The organism is Paenibacillus sp. IHBB 3054, from assembly GCF_051594305.1.
Lineage (GTDB): Bacteria > Bacillota > Bacilli > Paenibacillales > Paenibacillaceae > Paenibacillus_AQ.
Map to the genome: position 1 here is coordinate 84,296 of NZ_JBOFBG010000002.1, position 14,688 is coordinate 98,983.

The window sequence follows — 14,688 nt, forward strand, 5'->3', positions numbered from 1 at the left end:
CCTCAATATTCCTCCAGCTCCCGGCGCCAGCCGGAATTTCTGGAACGGGAAGGCGCTGCCTTGGTCGCAGCGGCTGCTGTTTTCCGCTTCTGCTTCACCTCTTTGCTGCTCTGGTACAGCAGCTCCTTCTGGGTTTTGCGGTAATTCAGCAGCCGTTTTTCTTCCAGCACTCCGGTCGATACTGCCGTGAGGACTGCGCAGCCCTCTTCGCGTTCATGTCTGCAATCGCTAAAGCGGCAATCTGCTGCCAGACTGCTGATATCCCCGAACGCGAGATCAAGTCCGCCTTCATCCTCCCACAGCTGCAGTTCGCGCATTCCCGGGGTATCGACAATGATACCGCCGTCCGGGAGGATGAACAGTTCCCGGTGAGTGGTCGTGTGCCGCCCCCGGCTGTCCCCTTCCCTGACATCCTGGGTGAGCTGCAGGGTTGCTCCGCTAAGCCAGTTAACCAACGTTGACTTGCCGCAGCCCGAGGAGCCGGTCAGGGCCACTGTCTGACCGCTGCCAATATAGGGCAGCAGTTTATCCCGCCCGTCTCCGAGCAAGGCGCTGACTGCGTACACGGCCACTCCGGGTGCTGCCCGCTCCATCTCTGCAATTTTGCTCTCTGCATCATCACACAAATCCGCTTTGGTCAGCAGGATCACCGGATTTGCCCCGCTGTTCCAGGCCATGATCAGATATCTTTCCATCCGCCGGACATTAAAATCGTCATTTAACGCACTGACAAGGAATAAGGTGTCTACGTTGGAGGCCACAATCTGTTCCTCATTTGTATTTCCCGCCACCTTCCGCGAAATCACACTTTGCCGGGGCAGCACGCCATGGATAACGGCATGTTCTCCGCCATCCAATAGCGCCAGTGACACCCAGTCACCGATTGCCGGATAATCCCCGGAATCGGTTAAGGTATGTCTGAGCCTGCCAGCCAGCTCACCCCAGGTTTCTCCCGTTTCTGTCATTACCCTGTACTTGCTGCCGAAATCACCGACAATTCTGCCGGGTACAAATGCTTTGTTTTCCAGACTTTGCTGCAGTTCATTCCACTTGTTAATCCAGGTTTCATTCCAGCCATATTGTTCTATTGTCATCTAAATCCTCCTGATTGTTTAGTTCGTACACTCCCGGCCCGGCTTCGAAAGAAGCCGGCATCGGAAATAAATCACTTCGTTTCTTCTGACCAACGTGTATTACGGGAACACAAAAAGCCGCCGGAATCCTCATTCCGGCGGCGGACTTCACAGAAACTCTCCCCTGCACTATGGCAAGGGACAATTTCAGTGAAGTCAAGTTCAGAACATGCCATTCCTCCCCCCGAAGAGGAGGATCAGCACATTTCTGTGCATGAACCCGGTATGCACGAATACAATAACCGTATCCGTGCATACCAATCCACACAAAAAAGCCGCCGGAACACATACGGTTCCCGGCGGCTCTAAAAGGCATCGTAGAGCTTACCCGCAAAGCTGCGTGTTACTTACACTGCAGCTGCTGTTCCCGGAAGACACGTATCCACAACAGTTGTTACCCATCGCGCAATTGCAATATAAACTGTCATATAACATCGTCTCCTTCCGAACTAATATGCTGTAATAATAAACTTGCAGGCAGCATATTGTCAACAGCAAAGCTAAAGAATCCCCTTCAACTCATCAAGCTCATGGATGGTTTTCCATGGATGCACATCCAGCTTCTCATCCCATTCATGATTACGCTTCAGCCAGATTGTTTCCATACCCGCCTTGCCCGCACCCCAGATATCGTTCACCGGATGATCGCCGATGAACAGCGTCTGTTCCGCTGTCGTGCCCAGACGCTCCAGTGCAAGACGGTAAATAGCCGGATCCGGCTTGCTGATTCCGGCTTCGCCGGAAATGACTATCGTCTTAAAGAAGCCGCGCAGTCCAAGAAGATCGATTTTGCCATATTGGATCTGTTTCTTGCCGTTCGTAACCAGACCTAGAATATAGCCCTGCTCCCGGCAGTAGTTCAAAATATCTTCGGCGTACTTCATAAGCGCTCCGTGCCCGGTGTAGGTCTCATCATAATAGGTCCGGATGTCCGCAGCCGACACTGCCTTCGCCCATGGCAGCACCTCGCTGAGCTCGGCAAAAAAACCGTCCTTGTCCCGGTACCCGTCGGCATCCCGCACAATAATATCCTCTACTACACGCCGCACTTCTTCCGGCTGCAAATGCCCGAGGAAATCACGTACAAATTGTTCGCTGAAACTGCGGAAGGTTGAATCGCGGTCCATGAGCGTGTTATCCAGATCAAACAGAAGTGCTTGTACTTTTTTCATGCAATAATTCTCCTAATCTATGAATTCTTCCGGAACATGTTACCAGAAATTCATTGTACTATGCCTGCCGGAACAAAGAAAAGACTGTTCTGCTGACAGGCGCCTCAGTGCCCCTCAACTGAACAGTCTTCCTCGTGTTAATTGTAAATCGTTCATTCATTCAAAATGCTCCGGCCGATGGGTCAGCATCATCTCTTCCTCCGTGATATACAGGGGAAAGGGCGGTGTTTCTTTCAAATAACGTTCAGTGTGGAGCAGGCGGTAATGAACCTCAGGCAGCCAGGCATCCTCAAGCAGCGGCAGCTTGCCGGTGTCGTTGATATAATTATCCACAGCCGACTGAACCATATCAATATAATAAGGCACCATCTTGTCAGCTTCCTCAAAAATTTCGAACGTTTCCCGCGACATGTAAAACTTCTGATGAGGCACTCCGCCCAAATATCTCTTGAGCCGGATAAGGTCAATGCTTTTATCCTCCAGAATCAGTGCGGTACGGTTGATCGGAGCAGGCATATCTTCTTCAAATTGCCTAACAGCTTGCTTGATCTGCGGCAAAGTAAAAGTGAGATGAACGGGAGGTGTATTTTTTTTCGCGCGTTTGAATATCATACTGAAAGTCTCCTTTCGAAGTATATGTCAGATAACGCTTACAATTCCAGTTTATTCGTTATTCGGACATTTAATCAGTCGAACCTTCAATTGTCACAAAAAATCCCCATATATTAGATCATTATTTGACATTTTCCCAGTGAGTCCACATCTCCGGCGGGTTAAGCTCGTATTTGTCATTTTCCCGGTACATAAACTGGTGCATGATGAACTCCCGGCGGATCGTGGCATAATCCTCATGGAATGGTTTGATAAACTCATTGATTTCTTTTTCTGTATACACTACACCGGGTTCAAGCTTCTCAACCATATATTGCAGTGCGATCAGCTTCTTCTTGTATTGTGCGGGAATCTGGCGCAGCCGGCCGTCTTTGGCAAAAAAGTTGCGCAGCACTGAATCCTTCAGACTCTTTTCCGTAGATAACTCGTCCATATCTTCTGCCCCCTTGGCAAAAATAAATCTAAGCGATGCCTCTGAACCGGCCTTGATAAACTCAGGGTTCAGCGAAAAGTAAACAGTATTCTTGTCTCTGCGTTCCTTGATCATTGCGGCCTCACGGAGCTTGGCGGCATGATGTGTTACGGTAGGCTGTGATAAATTAAGTTTCTCTGCCAGCGCCTGTCCGTGCACCTCCCCCTTGGACAGCAGCAGCAGCATGCGCAGGCGTGTCGGGTCGGATAAAGCTTTATGGTAATTCACAATTTTCTCCAGCTGCATCGGGGTCACTCTCCTATAACATTTGCAAGCAATTTTTACGATCAAACTATGTTTAGATATATATCTAATTATACTCTAATCCAATCTCCAGAGCAATAACGATTAGCTGAATATGCTGCACAGATAGCAAAAACATTAAATTTAAGGTACGATTTAGAGAAAAGAAAGTATACACCAGGAGGTTGCCATCCATATGAAAGACGTCATTATTATCGGGGCAGGTCCCTGCGGGCTTTCGGCCGCAATGGAATGCCAGCGCCAAGGGCTGTCCAGCCTGATCATTGAAAAAAACTTTATTGTTCACTCTATTTATCTGTATCCGACCAGCATGCAGTTCTTCAGTACAACCTCTTTATTGGAGATTGGCGATGTGCCTTTTACCTCACCCAATGACAAGCCTTACCGCCATGAAGCACTCGTCTATTACCGCCGCGCCGCCGAGCAGCATGGACTCGATATTGCCGCTTACGAAGAAGCGCTCTCAGTCGAACGTCTGGAGGACGGAAGTTTCGCTGTACATACGATTACTAAACGGGGGGAACAGCTAACCCATGCAGCCTCAAACGTGGTGATCTCCACCGGTTACTTCGACCAGCCCAATATGATCGGCATCCCCGGGGAGGAGCTCCCTAAGGTCACGCACTATTTCGGTGAAGCCCATCCCTATACGGGGATGAAGGTTACTGTCATCGGCGGCAGCAATTCTGCTGTGGATGCGGCACTTGAGTTAATGCGGGTGGGTGCTTCCGTAGATATGGTCTACCGGGGAGCCAGCATTTCGCAGAACATCAAACCGTGGGTACGGCCTATCTTTGAAAGCATGGTAGCTAAAGAAAAGATAACGCTCCATCTGGAGTCACGGGTAACCGAAATTACACCCGGTTCAGTCATTGTTACTAAATCAAACGGTGAGACGCTTGAACTCGACAATGATTTTGTACTCGCTTTAACCGGCTTCCGCCCCAGCAGGACACTTCTGTCTTCCGCAGGGGCAATAATGGACGACGAACAGGATAAACCTGCCTATAACCCGTCCACGATGGAAACTAACATCCCTGGACTTTATGTAGCCGGAGTTATCGCCTCCGGACGCAATGCCAATGAGGTATTCATCGAAACCGGACGGGGCCACGGGAAGCTGATTGCGGATCACATCATTTCAAAACGGCTTACTTAGGATAAGGAGTGTTTCGTTACGATGGATATCACCTCGCTCCTCCTGCTGGGCCTCGCAGCCCTCGGCATTATCAGCAGCAATTCGCCGGTAACGATCGCAATGGTTGTGCTGCTGCTGCTGAGGGTGCTTGGACTGCAGCAGGCTTTTCCGTGGCTCGAAAAGCATGGCCTGACTGTCGGGATCATCATCCTTACCATCGGCGTGATGACTCCGCTGGCGAGCGGTAAAATATCGCTGCAAATGATCTGGCATTCCTTTTACCACTGGAAATCGCTGCTTGCCATTGGGATCGGTATCCTTGTTGCCTATTTGGGTGGGCGTGGAGCGGTGCTTATGGGCAGCCAGCCTACGATCGTTGCCGGCCTGCTGATCGGCACGGTTATCGGTGTCGCTTTCTTCAAAGGCGTACCCGTAGGTCCGCTGATCGCGGCAGGTATCCTCTCCCTGCTGATTGGACGTGGATAATGGTTTAAAGATGGAGACAGGCAGGCCACTCTGCTCACTGTGAGCGGAGTGGCCTGCCTGTTTGGTATGTCGAGATGCGGATGAAGCTTATAAACCTGTTCCCTCAACCCGGTATTTTTCCTCGAGTTCTGAGCGGTAATGGGGGTCATAGCGAATGAGCTTGGGAAGTGAGCAATCGAGCATTCCGCTGTCGCTGCCGTCCGGATGAGCGCTCGTTGGCTCAGTTAGGGCCTGTTCTTTGACTCTTCTAATGACCTCCTCGTCTATTTCTACCGTTTCCTCATCCACACTTTCTGCATCAACAATGCTAAGCGGGACGAGCACTGTTTTACAGATCTCCATGCCACTGTGATCTATGAGTGACACATGAATGCTCAAGTTGACTAAGCCGCAATCCATAGGCTGGATTGTATAAATCCCCAATAAAAGGTCATTTGGCATTTCGGGCTGCTCAATAATGATTCTGCCACTGTTATCTTGTGGATAGCCCTTTACTTTCCCGTCCCACTGGATCCCTGCTGGAAGCTGCAGTTCAACTACTACTTGCTTCACCCCGCCAAGTGGCTCCAAATGGACCCAGAGGTGATTCATTCCCTCTTCATTCTCCAGCACAGATTTTGCAAGACGCACCTCGATCGTGATTTCTGCTCCAGTCATGGGGTGTTGCCTCCCTTCAGCAGCCGGTTCACCGTTTCAACCAGCTCGGACTTTAACGCTGCAGATATGCGCGGACTAATCGTAAGCATCACATCTTCACTAATGACAAGGGTCTCATTGCGGAAAATATGCTCCGTTTGGTAGAAACGCAGACGATCGCCAATCTTAGCCACTTCCTCCGCAGGCAATCCCGCAAGCTTCTCTTGAATATCTGCCAGACTCTCCCCGCTTTTGGACAAGGTCAGGATCGCCCGCAAATATTCCAGATGCCGGTCGGTATAGACTCGTTTGTTGCCGGATAATTCCAGCGGTGGCAGAAGCCCTATTTGCGTATAGTACCGTATCGTTCTTAGATTCATATCCGGCTCTTCCCGCTGAACAAGTTCGGCAAGCTGTTTGCCGGTATAGGTATTCATCCACCCACCCTCCCGTTCGTAAAAATGATTAAACTTCCGAGATCAGTTACACTTCGCTGTTATAGTTACAGTATACTGTAACTTAAATTCAAATGCAAAGAAAAAGCGATTCCCGAAGGAACCGCATGGTAGTAAACTCTATTCATGCATCCAGCCGTTGCACATTAAACAGCCGGGCGTAACTTCCGTCAAGCGCCATAAGCCCTTCGTGGGTCCCCCGCTCGGTGATCTCTCCATTCTCCAGCACAACAATCTGGTCTGCGTGGGTAATCGTGGACAGTCTGTGGGCGACAATCAGCGTTGTGCGCTCGGATGAAAGCGACTGGAGCGCCTGCTGGATCAGATGCTCCGATTCCAGGTCCAATGCCGAGGTAGCCTCGTCAAGAATAAGCACCTTCGGGTCCTTGAGAAATACCCGCGCAATCGCCACGCGCTGTTTCTGACCTCCCGACAGCTTCACCCCCCGTTCTCCTACCTCAGTATCATAACCATCAGGAAGCTGCATGATGAAATCATGCGCGTTAGCCGCCTGCGCTGCGGAGACAATTTCCGCCTCACCAGCAGCCGGATTGCCGAAGAGAATATTCTCGCGCACCGAACCGCTGAACAGGAAATTATCCTGCAGTACCATCCCGACCGTCCGCCGCAGACTCTCCTGCGTCAGTCCCCGGATATCATGCCCGTCCATACGCAGATTGCCTTCACTGATATCATAGAACCGCGGGATCAGACTGATTAGGGAGGACTTTCCCCCGCCGCTCATCCCTACAAAGGCCACCATCTGTCCGGGATTTATCCGCAGATTAATATCCTTCAGCACATATTCGTTCTCATCGCCATATTTGAACCATACCTGATCGAACTCTATATCTCCTGTTGGGTTGTTCAGCGGCTTTGCTCCAGGCTGATCGACGATATCGTAAGGTTCGTCCAATAGCTCCATGACCCGCTCCAGCGATGCGGAGGCCTGAGTCAACACGGTGGAGGAATTGATCAGCCGCCGCAGCGGGGCATACATCCGGTCCAGGTAACCGAAAAAGGCAACAAAGGTACCCAGCGTCAGATTGCCGTGTATCACCTGATATCCCCCATAACCGATCACAAGCAGCGGGGCGATGTCCGTTAAGGTATTGATAATAGCAAAGGTAACGGCGTTCCAGCGCGTTTGGGCCATCGCCTTTTCCAGAAACTTGCCGTTGATAGCCTCAAATTGCTTCTGGTCCACCCGCTCCATCGTGAAGCTGCGGATAATCGCAATGCCCTGAATCCGCTCATGCAGATAGCCTTGAATCGCTGCCAGCGCCTGGGAACGGTCCTTGGTTAGCAGCTTGAGCCGCTTATAAAGTGTGTTCACGGCAATGCCGTACAGCGGCAGGATGGCTATGGATACGAGCGCCAGCACCGGATTGAGGTAGAACATGAAACCTAGTGCAAAGACGAGCGTGAACATATCCAGCCACACGTTCATCATCCCGACTTCCACGAGATTCTTTGACTGCTCCACATCATTGATGAATCTGGATATGGCCTCGCCTACCTTTGTATTCTGATAGTAACGCAGTGACAGGCGCTGCAAGTGGCTGTACAGCTTGTTGCGCATGTCGAACAGCACTTTGCTTGTGATCAGCTGGGCAAAATACTGACGGAAATACTCAACAGGACCTCTGACAATGACAAACAGGAATAATGCGCCTCCGAGGACATACATCAGTTTCGAGACACGTTCCGCGACAGTCAGTACGGAGTTGCTCAGAAGATCATCCACCACATATTTCAGAATCAGCGGCAGTGTTAGCGGAATGCTAAATTTGATCATGCCGATAATCAGCGTCAGCACAATCCATTTCATATAAGGCCGGACAAAAACAAAATAAGATTTCCATTGTTTCACAGATGGTTACGCCCTTTCTCTTCACCTTGTTGACTGGGTACTGTTGACATTTGCGCTCCACAGTGTTTTTATATTTTTAAGTCCATAAGTACGATTGCAGTACCTGAACTTCAGGAGGATAACGATGTCTAGACAATTTGTGACAGAAGCGGTCATGATGGCAATTTATGGCCAGCTTCTCATCCTGCAAAGCCCTGTAGAATATATAGTGCCTTATACAACCATCATGGAATTGTATGAACTGCGGGACAGTGACGAGCCGTTAATGAACCGGGCGGATGATGATCAGCACGTCAAATTGAAGATCCGTGAACTGATCGCCTATTTCGAAGAACCGCTCAATTCCAAGAAGATCAACCGCTGTCTGGCTGTTCCATGGGCCAAGAGCTCCGGCATTCTGCTCGGAGGGCAGGCACAGATCACCATCATTAACAGCATTGATAATGCTACATACGGAGAGCTGTTTGATCCGATCGAAACCGAGCTGCTGCTCTCTTCCCAGCGTGAGAAAGTACCGATTCTTACCGACCAGTTCGAGCTCATTCAGCGCATCATCGAAGGCGGAGTCCCCGTCCAGGTGTATGACATTGATGACTTTGATTTCGCTATGGAGGAAGAGACCTTCCGCAGCTCGCACTAATGACGTTTTAGGATTTATAGGCCCAACCTTATAGATTCTTGTATCCGTAAATTCTCTATCTAAAAAAGCCCCTGCCTTTTGGCAAGGGCTTTTTCAGATAGTAACCTGTGCTGTAATGCCCAGTTGCACAGGGCAGAATTACTGCTGCACTCCACCGGCCACCGGCAGAAGCTCGTACTGATAGTCGATATCATCCTCAGCCTCCACATAGACAATGGATAGGCTGTATCCCTCCATATACCACAAATCTTGCTCTTCCATATAAAAAATCAGGCCTCCCTGCTCAGTCTGCACAGCAGGACGTCCCGGCAGTTCGGTGGCGATTCCCAGTGAAAACCCTGGATGCAGTCCTCCTCCTGAACTGTAACGGGGAAATAACCGGATATGCGCCCCTGTCTGCAGATCTAATTCCCGCTTAAACCAGGCGGCGGCTTCTGGGCTGATTACCGTCTTCATGTCTTTTAGCTCCTCCCGTTTCTTCTTATCATACTGAAAAAAAGTCCACATTCCAAATTATCGCAACGTATTTTATCATACTGCTAATTCGAAATTTGTTCAAAATTACATTTGACAATTCTTAACGGCGGATGATAAACTCTGAACATAACGAAGCGTCTTCAAGTTATTACCAAAACTAAGGAAAGGGTGAGCGCGGTGTTTAACCTTGTTAAAGTTGATTTTTATACTATTGTCGGCAACTGTACACAACTGAATACCAAAGCAGCCCAAGTAGTGGAAAGCACCTGAAGAATCATGTATGTAACGCGTACATCTTGATTTCAGGTTATGCAAGTCTCTTCCATGTCTCTGTGCTGTCTTAGCACCGTGGACATGATAACTGCTGTATATCACAGGCATATCATCCGTTTTCGGATGATATGCCTTTTTGTATGCTGTTAAGAGCTGAACCACTATTCGCACCATTCCAACAGCCGACAATCAATTCAATACGAAAGGAAGGGATTTCCCTTGTTCTCCGTTCTCCGAAATCTCGGTTGGTTCTTCCGCCGGGAGAAAAGGCGCTACACTGTAGGCCTGATTTTATTAATTGTAGTTGGTGTGCTTGAACTGCTGCCTCCTCGTCTGCTCGGCAATGCCATTGACGAAATCGTACGCGGCTCGATAACCGCCGGTTCTCTTATGAAGTATATTGGCCTGATCGTCCTCATGCTTCTAATTATTTATTGGATTACCTACATATGGATGCATAAGCTGTTCGGGGGTTCCAACCTTGTGGAGCGTCTGCTCCGCTCCCGCTTTATGAATCACCTCATGACGATGACGCCCTCCTTCTTCGAGCGCAACCGTACCGGTGACCTTATGGCCCGGGCAACCAATGATATCCGAGCCGTATCGGCAACCGTAGGTTTCGGGATGCTAACTCTGGTGGATTCAACGGTTTACCTTACCGTTGTGCTGCTGGCCATGGGCTTTCTGGTCAGCTGGAAGCTGACTCTCGCGGCAGTGCTGCCGCTGCCGCTGATCGCCATCGCCATGATTTACTATGGCAAGGCCATTCATGACCGTTACAGCCTGGCACAGGATGCCTTCGGAGATATGAACGACCAGGTACTGGAATCCGTATCCGGTATTCGCGTGATCCGGGCTTACGTACAGGAACGTATGGACGAGAAACGATTCTCCGACATTACGGAGGATGTATACCGCAAAAATATGGCGGTTGCCCGCGTTGATGCCTTTTTTGAGCCAACGATCCGCTTTTGTGTGGGACTAAGCTACATTATCGCGCTTACCTACGGCATTTATCTTGTATTCCGCAATCAAATTACACTCGGAGATTTGGTTTCCTTCAATATGTATCTAGGGATGATCGTGTGGCCGATGTTCGCGATCGGTGAGCTGATCAATATTATGCAGCGCGGCGGAGCATCCCTTGAACGGATCGATGAGACGCTGAATTCCCGTCCCGATGTTGAGGATATTGCACATCCGGTTCCGGTTGAACACCCGACCCGTATTGAGCTGAAGGATGTAACGTTCCGTTACCCCACTTCGACCATCGACAATCTAAGCGGCGTCAGCTTCTCCCTCTCCCAGGGACAGACGCTCGGGGTAGTCGGACGCACAGGCAGCGGCAAATCGACATTGCTGAAACAGCTGCTTCATGAATATCCGTCCGGTAAAGGCGACATCCTGATCTCCGGTGTGCCGATTGGGCAAATCGCCCTCGACCGCCTGCACGGCTGGATGGGTTATGTGCCGCAGGAGCAAATTCTGTTCTCCAAATCGGTTCGTGAGAACATCCAGTTCGGCTACAATAACGCCAGCGACGAACGGATTATGGAAGCCATCACGGCAGCGGCTTTTCAGAATGACCTCGGTACCTTGTCTGACGGTCTTGATACCCTAGTGGGTGAACGCGGTGTCTCTCTTTCCGGAGGCCAGAAACAACGCGTTTCGATCTCCAGAGCCTTTATCGCAAATCCTGATATTTTGATCCTGGATGATGCACTTTCTGCCGTTGACGCACGTACAGAAGCCAAAATTATCGAGAACATCCGCTCGGAGCGTGCCGGCAAAACCACGCTGATCTCCACTCACCGTCTCTCTGCTATTGAGCATGCCGATCTGATCGTTGTGCTGGATAACGGACATATAACAGAGCGGGGCACCCATCAGGAGCTGCTGAACATGAACGGCTGGTATCGTGAGCAGTTCGACCGCCAGCAGGTGGAGAACAATTTAACGAATGAATAAATGATGAGCATAGGCTTTTTGAAGCTCCCTAAAAACGTTTAGGAGGTGTCACCGTTGACACAAAGTACGGGCAAACGCCTGCTGCAGTACGCATTAACTGCCAAAAAAACATTTATCGCAGCACTACTGCTGCTTACTATCGGAGTGGCAGCCGAGCTGGCAGGGCCTTTTATCGCCAAGAGCATGATCGACAATCATCTGCTGGCCATAGAGAAGCCCTTCTTCCAGACGGACTCTTCCAAGGATGCCGCTGAATATAATAATTCCTTTTACAAACGCGGTGACCGGTTTGCCGAAGGCGAAGCCAAAGGCCAGGAAATCCGCCTGCTACAGGTCGGAAAAAGCTTCTACTTCATCAATGAAGCCGTAGCGCAGCCTGAAGGCGAGCGGACCTTCCGTGACGGAGAGATGCACATCCAATACGGAGACACTCTGAGTGTCTATCCTGCCGAGAAGCTCTCGGCAAATGAATTATTCGCTTTTTACAAACCTGAATTCCCCGGCATTTATAAACTGGTAGGACTGTACGCGATATTCCTGGTCATCTCGATCATAGCGGAATTCGGTAAAACCTACTGGCTGCAATCGTCGGCCAATCAGGTCATCCGCAAGCTGCGGACCGATGTGTACGCCCATATCCAGCGGCTGCCGGTTTATTTCTTCGACAATCTGCCTGCGGGTAAGGTCGTCTCCCGGGTTACGAATGACACAGAAGCAGTCAAGGATCTGTTCATCGCCGTATTATCCAACTTCAGCACAGGGATTATCAATATTATCGGCGTTTATGTCGCCCTGTTCCTGCTGGATATTCACCTCGGACTGGTCAGTCTGTTCATTGTCCCGATTGTGATTCTCTGGATTGTGCTCTACCGCAAAGTTGCCACCAAATACAATACCATCATCCGCTCGCGGCTTAGTGAGATCAACGCCATCATCAATGAATCGATTCAAGGGATGTCGATCATCCGCATTTTCCGCCGCCAGAAGCAGAGCAGTGAAGAATTCGAGCGCCTGAACGATGATTATCTGAAATATCAGAATAAAATGCTCAACCTGAATGCCTTCACTTCCCACAACCTGGTGAACTCGCTGCGCAGTCTCTCCTTTGTACTGGTATTATGGTACTTTGGATTCGGCAGCCTGGATGGCTCTACCTTTGTGTCGCTGGGTGTGCTGTACGCCTTCGTCGACGTGCTCGGACGGATGTTCCAGCCAATTACCGGAATGGTCAACCAACTGGCCAATCTGGATTCCTCGATGGTCTCTGCCGGCCGCGTATTTACACTTATGGATGAACCCGGCGAGCCGGTGACCGATGGTTCCATGCCGCGTTACAAGGGAGATGTGGTGTTTAAAGACGTTTCCTTTGCTTACAAAAAAGACTTCGTCCTGCGTGACATTTCCTTTGAAGCCCGTTCTGGTGAAACTGTTGCTCTGGTAGGACATACCGGCTCCGGTAAAAGCTCAATCATCAATCTCCTGTTCCGCTTCTATGATCCGCAGCGCGGAAGCATTACCATTGATGGTCAAGAAGTTAAAGATCTGCCGAAGCAGTGGCTGCGAAGCCATATGGGAATTGTGCTTCAGGATCCTTACTTGTTCACAGGGACCATCGCTTCCAATGTCAGTCTCGGAGACGAGCGGATCACAAGGGAACGGGTGGAACGGGCACTGCGGGAAGTCGGTGCGGATAAGCTGCTGTCTCATCTGCCCAAAGGCTTCGATGAACCGGTGGTGGAGAAAGGCAGCACGCTTTCGGCCGGCCAGCGTCAGCTGATTTCATTTGCCCGGGCGTTGTCCTTTGATCCGGCCATTCTTATCCTGGATGAAGCGACCTCCAACATCGATACCGAGACAGAGAGCATCATTCAGGAAGCGCTGGAGGTGCTGAAGAAAGGCCGCACCACCTTCATCATCGCTCACCGCTTATCCACAATCCGCAGTGCGGATCAGATTCTTGTCCTGCATCACGGTGAAATCGTTGAGCGCGGCAGCCATGATGAACTCATGGCGCTGGGTGGTCGCTACTTCCGCATGTACCAGCTTCAACTCGGTGCCGGTGCGGAAAATGGAGCTGCAGCCGACTCGGCTTCCGCATCTTCTTCCGCCTCTGCCGCAGTCCTGCAGCCTTCGTTCAAGCAGGGCTAGTGTTTGAACTGCTTCTCCTTAAAAAGAGACAGTTCCTCATGTATTGAGGAGCCTGTCTCTTTTTGATTTACTTAATAGTAATACTTCCTGATTTACTTTTGACCTGTAGTAAATTCTCCCCATCGCCAATAGTTCCATCTACATTCTTGTCTGTATTCTTCGTAGTCAAGAGATTCTTCAAGTGAACCGTCGTATCTCCTTTTGCATTTTCTACTGCTACTTTCAGGTTGGATGGCTCGGTTTGATACCCTACTTGAATATCTCCAGTTGATGTTTCGACTCTCATTTCACCTTTTTCCACTACCCCACCAAGAACGATTTCGCCACTTTTAGAATAAAGATTCATAACAGAACTGGTTATATTTTTAAAATAAAGGTCATTCCCCCTGGCAGCTACGTCTATTCTATCAAATGTGCTATCCTTTACATTCAGGTCCCCTTCTATTAGATTTAAGTCCCCCGAATCTGCTTCAACTTGGTTAAATTTCACACTTCCTGCTTTATTTTCAACGATTAAATTATGGGTTGCCAACGTTCGAATATTGATATCTCCATCATTGTTGACCATTCTGACTCTTTCTACTGTATTTTTGGGAATTAAGACTGTGATAGTTCCCTCTTTATGAAAAGAAAAAGCTGAGAAGGCCCCGCCTATTTGCTTATCTTGTTGTATCACTAAGTTATTAGAATTACGTGTCACTAGAACAGGAGCCTTCTGCTTGTCCGTCTGATAACCCTCAATGTCTATATGGACTTGATTGTCTGTTGATTCCTTCACTACAAGATCCCATGAATCATTATTCATTTCGATGCTCTGAATTTCATTCGCCGGGATGTCTTCTGTCAACTCAAAATCTTGAGCTCCACCTTGCAAGCCAACAACAAGGATTCCCACCAGAACAACCGCCATCGATATCCAAATCCACTTATTTGTTTTCATG

The 14,688-nt window shown here is 49.6% G+C and carries 14 protein-coding genes; 5 read left to right on the plus strand and 9 right to left on the minus strand.

The annotated features are described in order from the left end of the window. Positions 1-2: 2 nt before the first annotated feature. From rsgA to ACQ76X_RS04075, 4 genes are all read right to left on the minus strand, one after another. Positions 3-1,094 (minus strand): ribosome small subunit-dependent GTPase A, encoded by a 1,092-nt coding sequence (rsgA, locus tag ACQ76X_RS04060; protein ID WP_438491732.1) that lies wholly within the window; start codon positions 1,092-1,094, stop codon positions 3-5. Between the two features lie 539 nt (positions 1,095-1,633). Then, on the minus strand, positions 1,634-2,305 hold the full coding sequence (locus ACQ76X_RS04065) for an HAD family hydrolase (RefSeq protein ID WP_438491734.1): 672 nt from the start codon (positions 2,303-2,305) through the stop codon (positions 1,634-1,636). 156 nt (positions 2,306-2,461) lie between these two features. Further along, complete coding sequence (locus ACQ76X_RS04070; RefSeq protein WP_438491736.1) at positions 2,462-2,917, minus strand: DUF3939 domain-containing protein; 456 nt, start codon at positions 2,915-2,917, stop codon at positions 2,462-2,464. A 121-nt stretch (positions 2,918-3,038) separates the two neighbouring features. Continuing rightward, positions 3,039-3,635 (minus strand): metalloregulator ArsR/SmtB family transcription factor, encoded by a 597-nt coding sequence (locus tag ACQ76X_RS04075; RefSeq protein ID WP_438491738.1) that lies wholly within the window; start codon positions 3,633-3,635, stop codon positions 3,039-3,041. A 193-nt stretch (positions 3,636-3,828) separates the two neighbouring features. Between ACQ76X_RS04075 and ACQ76X_RS04080 the strand changes: the two genes are divergently transcribed. Next, positions 3,829-4,812, plus strand: coding sequence for a YpdA family putative bacillithiol disulfide reductase (locus tag ACQ76X_RS04080; protein WP_379140199.1), 984 nt, complete (start codon positions 3,829-3,831; stop codon positions 4,810-4,812). A 21-nt stretch (positions 4,813-4,833) separates the two neighbouring features. After that, on the plus strand, positions 4,834-5,277 hold the full coding sequence (locus ACQ76X_RS04085; RefSeq protein WP_438491740.1) for a DUF441 domain-containing protein: 444 nt from the start codon (positions 4,834-4,836) through the stop codon (positions 5,275-5,277). A gap of 87 nt (positions 5,278-5,364) precedes the next feature. Here ACQ76X_RS04085 and ACQ76X_RS04090 read toward each other — a convergent pair whose 3' ends face one another. The 3 genes from ACQ76X_RS04090 to ACQ76X_RS04100 all read right to left on the minus strand — a co-directional run bounded on the left by ACQ76X_RS04090 (position 5,365) and on the right by ACQ76X_RS04100 (position 8,241). After that, complete coding sequence (locus tag ACQ76X_RS04090; protein WP_438491742.1) at positions 5,365-5,934, minus strand: hypothetical protein; 570 nt, start codon at positions 5,932-5,934, stop codon at positions 5,365-5,367. Then, a complete protein-coding gene (locus tag ACQ76X_RS04095) occupies positions 5,931-6,350 on the minus strand; it encodes a MerR family transcriptional regulator (RefSeq protein WP_438491743.1) in 420 nt (139 codons plus the stop codon). The genes ACQ76X_RS04090 and ACQ76X_RS04095 overlap by 4 nt, the downstream gene beginning before the upstream one ends. Before the next feature lie 142 nt (positions 6,351-6,492). After that, entirely contained in the window at positions 6,493-8,241 is a 1,749-nt protein-coding gene (locus ACQ76X_RS04100; protein WP_438491745.1) for an ABC transporter ATP-binding protein, read from the minus strand. Between the two features lie 124 nt (positions 8,242-8,365). On the opposite strand from ACQ76X_RS04100, the gene ACQ76X_RS04105 reads away from it, so the two are divergent. Then, positions 8,366-8,881: an ADP-heptose synthase gene (locus ACQ76X_RS04105; protein WP_438491747.1), complete on the plus strand. Its 516-nt coding sequence runs from the start codon at positions 8,366-8,368 to the stop codon at positions 8,879-8,881. A gap of 138 nt (positions 8,882-9,019) precedes the next feature. Here ACQ76X_RS04105 and ACQ76X_RS04110 read toward each other — a convergent pair whose 3' ends face one another. Beyond that, positions 9,020-9,337 carry a HesB/YadR/YfhF family protein gene (locus ACQ76X_RS04110; protein ID WP_438491748.1) on the minus strand — a complete coding sequence of 106 codons (318 nt, stop codon included), beginning with the start codon at positions 9,335-9,337 and terminating at the stop codon, positions 9,020-9,022. 513 nt (positions 9,338-9,850) lie between these two features. Here ACQ76X_RS04110 and ACQ76X_RS04115 point away from each other — a divergent pair. Next, positions 9,851-11,599, plus strand: coding sequence for an ABC transporter ATP-binding protein (locus ACQ76X_RS04115; protein WP_076109476.1), 1,749 nt, complete (start codon positions 9,851-9,853; stop codon positions 11,597-11,599). Between the two features lie 54 nt (positions 11,600-11,653). Next, a complete protein-coding gene (locus ACQ76X_RS04120) occupies positions 11,654-13,747 on the plus strand; it encodes an ABC transporter ATP-binding protein (RefSeq protein ID WP_438491750.1) in 2,094 nt (697 codons plus the stop codon). Between the two features lie 67 nt (positions 13,748-13,814). Here ACQ76X_RS04120 and ACQ76X_RS04125 read toward each other — a convergent pair whose 3' ends face one another. Continuing rightward, on the minus strand, positions 13,815-14,687 hold the full coding sequence (locus tag ACQ76X_RS04125; protein WP_438491752.1) for a DUF4097 family beta strand repeat-containing protein: 873 nt from the start codon (positions 14,685-14,687) through the stop codon (positions 13,815-13,817). Position 14,688 lies beyond the last annotated feature (1 nt).

Bases quoted from the DNA above. Each gene is read 5' to 3' on its own strand.
- rsgA (WP_438491732.1), bottom strand. From the start codon at position 1,094: ATGACAATAGAACAATATGGCTGGAATGAAACCTGGATTAACAAGTGG.
- ACQ76X_RS04065 (WP_438491734.1), bottom strand. From the start codon at position 2,305: ATGAAAAAAGTACAAGCACTTCTGTTTGATCTGGATAACACGCTCATG.
- ACQ76X_RS04070 (WP_438491736.1), bottom strand. From the start codon at position 2,917: ATGATATTCAAACGCGCGAAAAAAAATACACCTCCCGTTCATCTCACT.
- ACQ76X_RS04075 (WP_438491738.1), bottom strand. From the start codon at position 3,635: ATGCAGCTGGAGAAAATTGTGAATTACCATAAAGCTTTATCCGACCCG.
- ACQ76X_RS04080 (WP_379140199.1), top strand. From the start codon at position 3,829: ATGAAAGACGTCATTATTATCGGGGCAGGTCCCTGCGGGCTTTCGGCC.
- ACQ76X_RS04085 (WP_438491740.1), top strand. From the start codon at position 4,834: ATGGATATCACCTCGCTCCTCCTGCTGGGCCTCGCAGCCCTCGGCATT.
- ACQ76X_RS04090 (WP_438491742.1), bottom strand. From the start codon at position 5,934: ATGACTGGAGCAGAAATCACGATCGAGGTGCGTCTTGCAAAATCTGTG.
- ACQ76X_RS04095 (WP_438491743.1), bottom strand. From the start codon at position 6,350: ATGAATACCTATACCGGCAAACAGCTTGCCGAACTTGTTCAGCGGGAA.
- ACQ76X_RS04105 (WP_438491747.1), top strand. From the start codon at position 8,366: ATGTCTAGACAATTTGTGACAGAAGCGGTCATGATGGCAATTTATGGC.
- ACQ76X_RS04110 (WP_438491748.1), bottom strand. From the start codon at position 9,337: ATGAAGACGGTAATCAGCCCAGAAGCCGCCGCCTGGTTTAAGCGGGAA.
- ACQ76X_RS04125 (WP_438491752.1), bottom strand. From the start codon at position 14,687: ATGAAAACAAATAAGTGGATTTGGATATCGATGGCGGTTGTTCTGGTG.